The sequence below is a fragment of the Enterobacter huaxiensis genome (assembly GCF_003594935.2).
Classification (GTDB): Bacteria; Pseudomonadota; Gammaproteobacteria; order Enterobacterales; family Enterobacteriaceae; genus Enterobacter; species Enterobacter huaxiensis.
In genome coordinates, this window is the sequence record NZ_CP043342.1 from 35670 (window position 1) to 47802 (window position 12133).

A 12133-nucleotide genomic window follows, 5' to 3' on the forward strand; every position below is an offset into this window, starting at 1 on the left:
CGGCCTACAAGGACTTTACTCGTAGGCCGGATAAGGCGTTTACGCCGCCATCCGGCGTGTTCACGCATCAGGATCAAACCATGACCACCATCGCTCTCATCGACGACCACCTTATCGTCCGCTCCGGATTCGCCCAGCTTTTAAACCTCGAACCGGATTTTCAGGTCGTGGCCGAGTTTGGCTCCGGTCGCGAGGCGCTGGCGGGCCTGCCGGGGCGCGGGGTGCAGGTCTGTATCTGCGACATCTCGATGCCGGATCTCTCCGGGCTGGAGCTGCTAAGCCAGCTGCCGAAAGGGATGTCGACGATCATGCTGTCGGTGCACGACAGCCCGGCGCTGGTCGAGCAGGCGCTCAACGCGGGCGCGCGCGGGTTCCTCTCTAAACGCTGTAGCCCTGACGAGCTGATCGCCGCCGTGCGCACCGTCTCCACCGGCGGCTGCTATTTAACGCCGGATATCGCCATCAAGCTGGCGGCTGGACGCCAGGATCCGCTCACCCGGCGCGAGCGTCAGGTTGCGGAAAAACTCGCGCAGGGCATGTCGGTGAAAGAGATTGCCGCGGAGCTGGATCTGTCCCCGAAAACCGTACACGTTCATCGCGCCAACCTGATGGAAAAACTCAACGTCAGCAACGACGTTGAGCTGGCGCGCCGCATGTTCGACAGCTGGCAATGAGTTCCGCTTTATCGCGGCCGATCGCCGTCGTCGCCAGCTTTTTTATCTTCTCCGCCGCATGGTTCTGCCTGTGGAGCATCAGCCTGCACCTGGTGGAACGCCCCGAGCTGGCGGTGCTGCTGTTCCCCTTCGGCCTGCGTCTGGGGTTAATGCTCCAGTGCCCGCGAGGCTACTGGCCCGTTTTGCTCGGCGCAGAGTGGCTGATGCTGGTCTGGCTGGCGCAGGAAGTCGCCCTCGCGCATCTGCCCTTATTGATGACCGGAAGCCTGCTCACGCTTCTCCCGGTTGCGCTGATTTCCCGCTACCGCCACCAGCGCGACTGGCGCACGCTGCTGCGTCAGGGGGCGGCGCTGATTGCCGCCGCGCTGCTGCAGTCGCTTCCGTGGGTCGGCGAGAAGGAGATGCTTAACGCCCTGCTGCTGACCCTCACCGGCGGCCTGACGCTGGCCCCGACCTGCCTCGTGATCTGGCACTACCTCACCAGCACCGTCTGGCAGCCGCTCGGCCCGGCGCTGGTTTCCCAACCGGTGAACTGGCGCGCCCGGCACCTCGTCTGGTATCTGCTGCTGTTTGTGGTGAGCCTGTGGCTTCAGCTGGGTTTACCTGCCGAGCTTTCACGCTTCACGCCGTTTTGTCTGGCATTACCGATCATCGCGCTGGCCTGGCACTACGGCTGGCAGGGGGCGCTGATCGCCACGCTGATGAACGCCATCGCGCTCATTGCCAGCCAAACCTGGCACGATCATCCGGTGGATCTGCTGCTTTCCCTGCTGGCCCAGAGCCTGACCGGGCTGCTGCTCGGCGCGGGCATACAGCGCCTGCGCGAGCTGAACCAGTCCCTGCAAACCGAGCTGGCGCGCAACCGCCGTCTGGCGGAGCGCCTGCTGGAGACCGAAGAGAGCGTGCGGCAGGAGGTCGCCCGCGAGCTGCACGACGATATCGGCCAGACCATCACCGCTATCCGCACCCAGGCGGGCATTGTCCAGCGCCTGGCGGCGGAAAACGCGAGCGTGAAGCAGGGCGGGGCGCATATCGAACAGCTTTCGCTGGGGGTTTATGATTCCGTTCGCCGCCTGTTAGGACGGCTGCGCCCGCGCCAGCTTGACGACCTCTCGCTTGAGCAGGCGGTGCGCTCCCTGATGCGCGAGATGGAGCTGGAAAGCTGCGGAATTGTCAGCCATCTCGACTGGCGTATTAACGAGCCTGCGCTGAGCGAAGGCCAGCGCGTGACGCTGTTCCGCGTCTGTCAGGAGGGGCTGAACAACATCGTCAAGCACGCCAGCGCCAGCGCGGTCACCATCCAGGGCTGGCAGCAGGACGACAGCCTGAAGCTGGTGATTGAGGATGACGGCTGCGGCCTGCCGCCGGGTTCCGGCCATCAGGGCTTTGGCCTGGCGGGCATGCGCGAGCGCGTGAAGGCGCTCGGCGGCACGCTGAGCATCTCCTGCACCCACGGAACGCGCGTCAGCGTCAGCCTGCCGCTACGGAGTTACCATGTTTAAAATCCCTGCCAGCGCCGCGCCGATAGGCAACAAAGCGGAAATCGACGCTCGTTACCGCTACTGGCGTCGCCATATCCTGATTACCATCTGGCTCGGCTACGCGCTGTTCTACTTCACCCGCAAAAGCTTCAACGCCGCCGCGCCGGAAATCCTCGCCAGCGGCGTGATGACGCGCACCGATATCGGCCTGCTGGCGACGCTGTTTTACATCACCTACGGCCTGTCGAAGTTCTTCTCCGGCATCGTCAGCGACCGCTCCAACGCGCGCTATTTTATGGGCGTTGGGCTGATCGCCACCGGCGTGGTGAACATCCTGTTTGGTTTCTCTACCTCGCTGTGGGCCTTTGCCCTGCTGTGGGCGCTGAACGCCTTTTTCCAGGGCTGGGGCGCGCCGGTCTGCGCCCGCCTGCTCACCGCCTGGTATTCGCGCAACGAGCGCGGCGGCTGGTGGGCAATCTGGAACACCGCGCATAACGTCGGCGGGGCGCTGATCCCGATGGTGGTGGGTGCCGCGGCGCTGCACTACGGCTGGCGCGCGGGGATGATGATTGCCGGTGGCCTCGCGATTGTCGCCGGGCTGTACCTCTGCTGGCGCCTGCGCGACAGACCGCAAACCGTCGGCCTGCCTCCGGTGGGCGACTGGCGGCACGACGAGATGGAGATTGCCCAGCAGCAGGAGGGCGCGGGGCTGACCCGCAGGGAGATCCTCACCAAATACGTGCTGAAAAACCCGTACATCTGGCTGCTGTCGCTCTGCTACGTGCTGGTCTACGTGGTGCGCGCGGCGATCAACGACTGGGGCAATCTGTACATGTCCGAGACGCTCGGCGTGGACCTGGTGACCGCTAACTCGGCGGTGACGATGTTCGAGCTGGGCGGGTTTATCGGCGCGCTGGTGGCGGGCTGGGGATCGGACAAGCTGTTCAACGGCAACCGCGGCCCGATGAACCTGATCTTCGCCGCCGGGATTTTGCTCTCCGTCGGCTCGCTGTGGCTGATGCCGTTTGCCAGCTACGTGATGCAGGCGGCGTGCTTCTTCACCATCGGCTTCTTCGTCTTTGGCCCGCAGATGCTGATCGGCATGGCGGCGGCGGAGTGTTCCCACAAAGAGGCGGCAGGCGCGGCGACGGGCTTTGTCGGGCTGTTTGCCTACCTCGGCGCTTCGCTCTCCGGCTGGCCGCTGGCGCGGGTGATCGACGTCTGGCACTGGAGCGGGTTCTTCGCGGTGATCGCCATCGCGGCGGGGATTTCCGCCCTGCTGCTGCTGCCGTTTTTGAACGCGCAGTCTCCGCGCGAGGTGAACGAAGCGTGATGCGCCTCACCTTTTCGCCCCGAGAGGGGGAAAACTAAGAAATTTTCCCGGTTTCACCTGGACGCTGTCTCAGGCATCTCTCCCGGCTGATTTTTACAATGCTGCAAAAATCAGCTCAGGAGTAACTCAGTCATGCTGGCCTTCTTAAATCAGGTGCGCAAGCCGACCCTGGATCTGCCGCTCGACGTGCGGCGCAAGATGTGGTTCAAACCGTTCATGCAGTCCTATCTGGTGGTCTTCATCGGCTACCTGACCATGTACCTGATCCGCAAAAACTTTAACATCGCGCAGAACGACATGATCTCAACCTACGGGCTGAGCATGACGCAGCTGGGGATGATTGGCCTGGGCTTCTCCATCACCTACGGCGTGGGGAAAACGCTGGTTTCCTACTACGCGGACGGCAAAAACACCAAGCAGTTCCTGCCGTTTATGCTGATCCTCTCCGCCATCTGTATGCTCGGCTTCAGCGCCAGCATGGGCACGGGCTCCGTCAGCCTGTTCATGATGATCGCCTTCTACGCCCTGAGCGGTTTCTTCCAGAGCACCGGCGGGTCGTGCAGCTACTCCACCATCACCAAATGGACCCCGCGCCGCAAGCGTGGTTCGTACCTCGGCATGTGGAACATCTCCCACAACCTCGGCGGTGCCGGTGCGGCCGGCGTGGCGCTGTTCGGCGCAAACTATCTGTTCGACGGCCACGTCATCGGCATGTTTATCTTCCCGTCGATTATCGCCCTGATCGTCGGCTTTATCGGCCTGCGCTTTGGCAGCGACTCCCCGGAATCTTACGGCCTCGGCAAAGCCGAAGAGCTGTTCGGCGAGGAGATCAGCGAAGAGGACAAAGAGACCGAAGAAAACGAGATGACCAAATGGCAGATCTTTGTTGAATACGTGCTGAAAAACAAAGTCATCTGGCTGCTCTGCTTCTCGAACATCTTCCTCTACGTGGTGCGTATCGGCATCGACCAGTGGTCAACCGTGTATGCCTTCCAGGAGCTGAAGCTTTCTAAGGAAGTGGCCATTCAGGGCTTCACCCTGTTCGAAGTGGGCGCGCTGGTCGGCACGCTGCTGTGGGGCTGGCTCTCTGACCTCGCCAACGGCCGTCGCGCGCTGGTGGCCTGCGTCGCGCTGGCGCTGATTATCGCCACGCTCGGCGTCTACCAGCACGCCAGCAACCAGTACGTTTACCTGGCGTCCCTGTTCGCGCTCGGCTTCCTGGTGTTCGGCCCGCAGCTGCTGATCGGCGTGGCGGCAGTCGGCTTCGTTCCGAAAAAAGCGATCGGCGCCGCCGATGGGATTAAGGGCACCTTCGCCTACCTGATCGGCGACAGCTTCGCCAAGCTGGGTCTGGGAATGATCGCCGACGGCACGCCGATTTTCGGCCTCACCGGCTGGGCGGGAACCTTCGCGGCGCTGGATGCGGCAGCGATCGGCTGTATCGTCCTGATGGCAATGGTCGCGGTGCTGGAAGAACGTAAAATCCGCCGTGAGAATCGTGCGCAGAAGCAGAAATTGAAAGCAGCCTGAGTGTGCAGGTGACTTCTTTGCCCGGTGCTATGCCGGGCTTTTTTATTTTGCACGGCCTATCTTTACCCCGCTTTACACATCCGCCCCTCTCCATGCTCTACAGTTTTTTTGCTGCCGCCTTTCGTGCAGTCTTAGCCCCTTTTGCTAACGGAGAGCTTGCATGTTGACCCGACGATTGTCCTGCCTGGCGCTGTTGATGGCGCTAGCCTCCCCCGCAATGGCCACAGATGCCCCCACCTACGGCGAGAAGCTGGAAGGTTTTGACTACGGCTGGCCGGTAAAACACTTTACCTTTACCTCGCAGAACCAGCCTCTGGATATGGCTTACCTGGACGTGAAGCCGGAAAAGCCCAACGGCCGCACCGTGGTGCTGATGCACGGTAAAAACTTCTGCGCCGGCACCTGGGACGACACGATCCGCGCGCTTTCAGCCAGCGGGTATCGCGTAATCGCACCCGACCAGATCGGCTTCTGCAAATCCACCAAGCCAGAGCATTATCAGTACACCTTCCAGCAGCTGGCGGATAACACTCACGCGCTGCTGAAAACGCTGGACGTCGATCGCGTCACGGTTATCGGCCATTCGACCGGCGGCATGCTGGCGACCCGCTATGCGCTGATGTGGCCGCAGCAGGTGGAGCAGCTGGTGATGGTGAACCCAATAGGGCTTGAAGACTGGAAAGCGCGCGGCGTGCCGCATATTACGGTCGACCAGTGGTACCAGCGCGAGCTGAAGGTCAGTGCCGACGGTGTTCGTCAGTACGAGAAAAACACCTACTACGCCGGGGAGTGGAAGCCGGAGTACGAGCGCTGGGTCACCATGCTTGCCGGGCTAAACAACGGGCCGGGCAAAGCGCGCGTGGCGTGGAACTCGGCGCTGCTCTACGACATGATTTATACCCAGCCGGTTGTCTATGAATTTAGCGAGCTGAAGATGCCGGTATTATTGATGATCGGCACGAAGGACAACACCGCCATCGGGAAAGATCTCGCCCCACCGGAGATCCGCAAGACGCTCGGTAACTACGCGGTGCTGGGCAAAGAGACGGCGAAGCGCATTCCGCACGCGACACTGGTTGAATTTAACGACATGGGCCACGCGCCGCAGATGCAGGATCCTGCCCGCTTCCACGAGGCGCTGCTGAAAGGGCTTCAGGCGCGCTGACTGGTCTCCAGCAACAGCCCGCGCAGCCACGCCTGCGCGAGGTTGCGGTGCGTTCTGCCGTGCCAGGCCATGCTTTTGGTAAAACCGGGCACGGGAACCGGCGTCTCGCAGACGGACATCCCCGTCTGCTTTTCCGCTATGCGTGATGGCACAACGGCAATCATATCGCTGAGGGCCAGCACGTCCGGCAGGACTAAAAAGTTACTCACCGATAATCCTACATGCCGCGTTCGGCCAGTCTTCTCCAGCGCGCCATCCGTTACGCCGCGAAAACCGTCGCCCTCGTAAGAGACCAGCACATGCTCCAGAGCGCAAAACCGGTCTAACGTCATAGGCTTTCCGGCATCCGGATGGTCGGCACGCATCATGCAAACGTACCGTTCATCATAAAGCGCCCGGCTGTGTAGCTCGTCAGGCGTGGTATGCGGGGTGATCAGCGCCACGTCGACAGAGCCTTGTTCGAGCTGGCTGACCAGACGGTCGGATTCCACAGGCACCACGCGCACGCGAATACCCGGCGCCTGTACCTTAAGCGCAGCGATAAACGGCACGACGACCGCGCGCAGGGCGTAGTCGGTCGCGGCAAGCGTGAAGGTGAACGTTGCGGTGAGCGGATCAAAGGCGATCGGCTGAAGCAGCTCGTCGATATCTGCCAGAATGCGTTTGACGGGAGCCGCCATCGCTTCCGCCCGGGTGGTAGGCACGATGCCGTGCGGCGCGCGGATAAACAGCGGATCTTCAAAGTAATCCCGCAGGCGGTTAAGCATGCCGCTTACCGCTGGCTGGGTCAGGGCAAGACGCGCCGCCGCGCGGGTGACGCTGCGTTCGTCCAGCAGGGCATCCAGCGTTTTCAGCAGGTTAAGATCCAGCGTGCGCAGATCCGCTTTCATGACGTTTTTCCACCTCTTTTCCGTTTACTATTATGGCGCTGCCCGCTGTTGACGCGCTGCGTTTCCCGCTATGATGGGCGGCTAGTCTAAGGAGAACGCATGGTCTGGATAATGCTGGCAACGCTTGCCGTGGTGTTTGTGGTTGGATTTCGCGTCCTGACCTCAGACTCCCGCCGCGCCATCAAACGTTTAAGCGAGCGGCTGGGGATCACCCCGATGCCGGTCGAGTCGATGATTGACCAGTTCGGTAAAACGCCGGGCAATGAGTTTATCCGCTACCTTGAGCGCCCCGATGAGGCGCATCTGCAAAACGCGGCGCAGGTGCTGCTGATCTGGCAGGTCTGCATTGTTGATGGCAGCGAAGAGAACCTTCACACCTGGCACCGCATGCTGCGTAAAGCCCGCCTGGCCGCGCCGATCACCGATGCGCAAATCCGCCTCGCGCTTGGCTTTATGCGCGAGATGGAGCCGGACCCGCAGGAGCTCAACGCCTTTCAGCTGCGCTACAACCAGCTCTTCCTGCCGGAAGAGGGCGTGTTTTACCTGCACTGATATCACAAAACGTGATGAAGAGTATAAAGCATCGTCATTAGATTTATATCACCCGCAGGCGCACCATCACCTTATCAACTAACCGATGAGGTGAACCATGAAACAATCCGCCATTATCTGGCCGAACGACTACCTGCCCGGTACCACCGATAACTTTGCATCCAACGAAATCATCGTCGCCGGGTTGAGCGCAAAAGAGATTTGGGCGCAGCTTAACGACACCACCCTGTGGCCGAACTATTACAGCAACGCCAAAGATATCCGTTTTCACGACGGCAGCGGCCCGGTGCTGAGCGCCAATGCCCGCTTCCGCTTCACCACCTTTGGCTTTCCGGTTGAGGCGCAGGTGACGGAGTATGTTCCGCCTGTGGAGGGCGGAGCCGCGCGTATCGCGTGGCACGGCTGGGTTGAAGGGGATGCGAATTCGCGTCTGGACGTGATCCACGCCTGGCTGTTTGAAGACCTGCCGGGAAACCGCGTGCGCATTCTGACTCAGGAGTCGCAGAAAGGCGCGCCGGCGCAGGAACTTGCTCGCACCGTACCAAACCCAATGATTAACGGGCATCAGGAGTGGATCGTGGGATTAGCGAATGGCGCTCTTAAGGCTCGCGGGTAATTTTGCCCGGTGGCGCTTTGCTTACCGGGCCTACAAGCCCGTAGGCCGGTGCAAGCGCAGCGCCGCCCGGCATTAAAAAACGACAAAAGTTGTCGAAACGTTAAATTCGTCACACTTTTGATGATAAACTGCGCGACTTTTCCGCACGTTTTTATCTTCAGGTGACGCCATGACAGAACATATCCAGCCCACGACCAGACCGCAGACCAAAGAGGTTTCTCGCCCCAACTGGTCGGCGGTTTTCTCCGTGGCGTTCTGCGTCGCCTGCCTGATTACCGTTGAGTTTCTGCCGGTGAGCCTGCTGACGCCGATGGCGCAGGATCTGGGCATTTCCGAAGGCGTGGCGGGGCAGTCCGTCACCGTGACCGCCTTTGTGGCGATGTTCGCCAGCCTGTTTATCACCCAGGTGATTGGCACTATCGACCGCCGCAAGGTGGTCATTCTGTTTAGCGTGCTGCTGACGCTCTCCTGCCTGCTGGTCTCCTTCGCGGAGAACTTCACCCTGCTGCTGCTCGGTCGCGCCTGTCTGGGGCTGGGGCTTGGCGGCTTCTGGGCGATGTCGGCCTCGCTGACCATGCGCCTGGTGCCCGCGCGCACGGTGCCAAAAGCGCTTTCCGTTATCTTCGGTGCGGTCTCTATCGCGCTGGTGATTGCCGCACCGCTCGGCAGCTTCCTCGGTGGGATTATCGGCTGGCGCAACGTCTTTAACGCGGCGGCGGTGATGGGGCTTCTCTGCATCATTTGGGTGTGGAAAGCGCTGCCGTCGCTGCCGGGCGAAGCGGCTCACCACAAACAGAACATGTTCGCGCTGCTGAAGCGCCCCGGCGTGATGGCGGGGATGACCGCCATCTTTATGGCCTTTGCCGGACAGTTTGCCTTCTTTACCTACATCCGCCCGGTGTTTATGACCATGGCGGGCTTTGACGTGGACGGCCTGACGCTGGTGCTGCTGAGCTTCGGTATCGCCAGCTTTGTCGGCACCTCGCTGTCGTCCCAGTTCCTGAAACGCTCCCTGAAGGTGGCGCTGGCGGGCGCGCCGCTGGTGCTGGCAATGAGCGCGGCGGTGCTGGTGCTGTGGGGAAGCGATAAGCGGGTCGCGTCGGCGATTGCGATTATCTGGGGCTTTGCCTTTGCGCTGATCCCGGTGGGCTGGTCTACGTGGATCACCCGCTCGCTTGCCGATCAGGCGGAAAAGGCCGGGTCGATTCAGGTGGCGGTGATTCAGCTGGCGAACACCTGCGGCGCGGCGGTGGGCGGCGTTGCGCTCGACCATCTGGGGCTGACGTCACCGCTGGTGATTTCCGGCACGCTGATGCTGCTGACGGCCCTGCTGGTGGCAGGGAAGGTTAAGGCGAAGTAGTGCTTTTCTCCCTCTCCCGTGGGAGAGGGTTGGGGTGAGGGGACATCAGGCTACGCCGATGCCTTAACCCTTCTGCGCGAATCCATCGAAATCAGCACCACCGACGACACAATCAGCAGCGTCCCCAGCCAGTCCGGCAATGTAAACGCCACGCCCAGCAGCAGCACCGACAGCAGCGCGCTGCTCAGCGGCTCGGCGCAGCTCAGAATGCTCGCCTTCGGCCCGCCGATCATCTGTGCGCCTTTCAGGTACAGGCTGAACGTCAGCGCGGTGCCAATCACCACCAGATAGAAAAACGCCAGCAGCAGGCTGCCGTCAATCACGAACGTGGTCCCGCGCCCGGCGTAGAACGGCGTCAGCATTAGGCCGGCAATCAACATGCTCCAGCCGACAATCGGCAGCGTGCCGTAGCGGGCGATCAGCGTCGACGGATACGTGGTATAAAACGCGGCGGCAAACGCCGAGGCGATGCCGAAGAACAGCGCGGCAGGCGAGATGGAGAGCGAGGTTGGGTCGCCGTGGGTCACCAGCAGAAACGTGCCGATAAGCGACGTCAGAATGGCCGACAGCACAAACACGCCGGGGCGCTTTTTCCGCGCCAGGGCGAACCACGCCACGATGATGGTCGGGGACAGGAACTGCAGCACGGTAGCGGTCGCGGCGTTGGATTTTTCAATCGTCAGCAGGAAGGTGAGCTGCACGGTGAGCGCGCCGACGAGTGAGAAAATCAGCAGGCTGAGGGCGTCTTTGCGATGCTTGATGACCGAGAAAATCTTGTCGCCGTGCACGAAGGATAACGTCAGCAGGATCACGCCGGTAAACAATAGGCGAACCATGGTCAGGTAAGGCGAAGAAATGTGGCTTTTCTCCATGATGTACTGCGCGCAAACCCCCGAGCTGCCCCATAAAACGGCGGCGATCAGGACGTTTAGCATCCCTTTGCGTGTGGAACCCATGTTCTCCCCTGCTATGTTGTCTTTAATTCGGTCAACAGCATAGCATGGTTGTGTGCGGCCTGATGCCCTCACCCCGGCCCTCTCCCACGGGGAGAGGGAGCAAACACTAAAAACGGCAACGTTGCGTTGCCGTTTTGCTTTTACCTTAGAACCACGCCTCCCACATCGCGCCGACGTTGAAGTCGTCGAGGGTTTCGTCTTTGGTGTTGTTCACGCGCGCGGTGCGTTCGTTATCCACCTTACCGCCGGTCACGTAGAAGCGCAGCATCGGGCGGAACTCCGGCCCCATGGCGATGGACATGTTCTGCGACAGGGTCAGCTTCCAGCCCTTGTTGTCGCCGCCGTTGTCATAATCAACGTGCTGCCAGCCCGCTTCCAGCCAGGTCGAGTGAACGTCGTTCCACCAGTGCATCGGGCGCACGATGGCGTTGTAGTTCTTACGGTTGTCGGTGCTGTCACGGCTGTTGTCGTAGTCGTGGAAGGCGAGGATGTACTCTACCTGCGTCGCCTGGGTGAATTTGTACAGCCCTTCGAAGCTGGCGTAGACCGTGGTCAAATCCTCGGTTTTATTGAACACGCTGTTGTCCGAGTTATCGGAGTAGCGGGCGATCACCTTGTTCACGCCGCTGTCGTTGGTGTGGCTCAGCACCACGCCGCCCTGCCAGGCGTTCAGACGCTCGTCGCTCTCAATGGCTTTGGAGTCAAAGCCGTAGTTGGCGTACAGCTCCAGGTCGATAGGGCCGAGCTTCATGCCGTGAATTTTTGAGGTCGCGGCGTAGTTGCCCTTGTCGCCCGTGCCGGAGCCGCCGGTACAGGTGATGCGCGACGGGTTGGCCTCATCCTCCATCACTTCCGGGCTACAGGATTCCACCGCCGCCACGGTCGCAACGTCAAACTGCACGCCGCCGATATCGAAGTTCTTCACCCCGGCGCCCTGGCCGTCGTGGTTCATCCAGAAGTAGTCGTTGATGCCCTGCTGCGGACGCTGGTGGAAGTCACGGCCGGCCCAGAAATAGGCGTTCGGGTTGGAGGCCATAATGTTGGTCACCCCCGCGTAGGCTTTTTTCAGGTTAACCTCGTCTCCCCAGTGGTCGATCATCACGTTAACGTCCCAGATGGCGCCGTTTTCACCCTTGAAGGCCTTGGAGAGCTGGAACTCCCCGCCGTTGCCTTCGTTGCCCAGACGACCAATCGCGGACGCGCCGTTGTAGGAACCGTCCACCGCCACGTATTTCTGATCCGCGGCCTGGAAGTGCGCGCCGTAGCGGGCGTAGCCGGTAAATTTAATCCCGAACGGGATCGCCATATCGGGAGACTGCGCCGCGCTTTGCGGCTCGGTCACCACGTCCGCTTTTTTCGCGACCGCCGCGTCCATTTTGGCCTGACGATCTGCCAGGGCTTTGTCCACCGCTTTGGCCACAATGGCGTCGATTTGCTCCTGGGTGAATTCTTGTGCGAGCACGGAAATTGGGCAAAGCGCGGCGATAACCGCCATTGTTAATGGAAGTTTTTTAATCGTATTCATGGTTATCTCAATATAGTTTAATTTTATTCAGACAATAACCATCCCGCTCCG

Annotated in this window: 11 protein-coding genes; 8 read left to right on the forward strand and 3 right to left on the reverse strand. The window is 61.0% G+C overall.

Annotated features, from left to right (window positions below):
- Positions 1 to 80: 80 nt before the first annotated feature.
- From uhpA to D5067_RS00195, 5 genes are all read left to right on the forward strand, one after another.
- Positions 81 to 674: a response regulator transcription factor UhpA gene (gene uhpA / locus D5067_RS00175; protein WP_119936437.1), complete on the forward strand. Its 594-nt coding sequence runs from the start codon at positions 81 to 83 to the stop codon at positions 672 to 674.
- Entirely contained in the window at positions 671 to 2176 is a 1506-nt protein-coding gene (gene uhpB / locus D5067_RS00180) for a signal transduction histidine-protein kinase/phosphatase UhpB (RefSeq protein WP_119936436.1), read from the forward strand. The genes uhpA and uhpB overlap by 4 nt, the downstream gene beginning before the upstream one ends.
- A complete protein-coding gene (locus D5067_RS00185) occupies positions 2169 to 3488 on the forward strand; it encodes an MFS transporter (protein ID WP_119936435.1) in 1320 nt (439 codons plus the stop codon). The genes uhpB and D5067_RS00185 overlap by 8 nt, the downstream gene beginning before the upstream one ends.
- 132 nt (positions 3489 to 3620) lie before the next feature.
- Positions 3621 to 5018 carry a hexose-6-phosphate:phosphate antiporter UhpT gene (uhpT, locus tag D5067_RS00190; RefSeq protein WP_119936434.1) on the forward strand — a complete coding sequence of 466 codons (1398 nt, stop codon included), beginning with the start codon at positions 3621 to 3623 and terminating at the stop codon, positions 5016 to 5018.
- Between the two features lie 160 nt (positions 5019 to 5178).
- Positions 5179 to 6183 (forward strand): alpha/beta fold hydrolase, encoded by a 1005-nt coding sequence (locus D5067_RS00195; protein ID WP_119936433.1) that lies wholly within the window; start codon positions 5179 to 5181, stop codon positions 6181 to 6183.
- On the opposite strand, the gene D5067_RS00200 is transcribed toward D5067_RS00195, so the two are convergent.
- On the reverse strand, positions 6171 to 7073 hold the full coding sequence (locus tag D5067_RS00200; protein ID WP_119936432.1) for a LysR family transcriptional regulator: 903 nt from the start codon (positions 7071 to 7073) through the stop codon (positions 6171 to 6173). The genes D5067_RS00195 and D5067_RS00200 overlap by 13 nt on opposite strands.
- A gap of 99 nt (positions 7074 to 7172) precedes the next feature.
- Here D5067_RS00200 and D5067_RS00205 point away from each other — a divergent pair, with 99 nt between their 5' ends.
- The 3 genes from D5067_RS00205 to nepI all read left to right on the forward strand — a co-directional run bounded on the left by D5067_RS00205 (position 7173) and on the right by nepI (position 9601).
- Positions 7173 to 7625, forward strand: coding sequence for a DUF1198 domain-containing protein (locus D5067_RS00205; protein WP_014830062.1), 453 nt, complete (start codon positions 7173 to 7175; stop codon positions 7623 to 7625).
- Between the two features lie 97 nt (positions 7626 to 7722).
- Positions 7723 to 8241 (forward strand): SRPBCC domain-containing protein, encoded by a 519-nt coding sequence (locus D5067_RS00210; RefSeq protein WP_119936431.1) that lies wholly within the window; start codon positions 7723 to 7725, stop codon positions 8239 to 8241.
- Between the two features lie 169 nt (positions 8242 to 8410).
- Positions 8411 to 9601, forward strand: a complete 1191-nt coding sequence (gene nepI, locus D5067_RS00215; protein ID WP_119936430.1) for a purine ribonucleoside efflux pump NepI — start codon at positions 8411 to 8413, stop codon at positions 9599 to 9601.
- A gap of 50 nt (positions 9602 to 9651) precedes the next feature.
- Here nepI and D5067_RS00220 read toward each other — a convergent pair whose 3' ends face one another.
- A complete protein-coding gene (locus tag D5067_RS00220; protein ID WP_119936429.1) occupies positions 9652 to 10557 on the reverse strand; it encodes an EamA family transporter in 906 nt (301 codons plus the stop codon).
- 145 nt (positions 10558 to 10702) lie between these two features.
- Entirely contained in the window at positions 10703 to 12082 is a 1380-nt protein-coding gene (locus D5067_RS00225) for a carbohydrate porin (RefSeq protein ID WP_119936428.1), read from the reverse strand.
- Between the last annotated feature and the right edge of the window lie 51 nt (positions 12083 to 12133).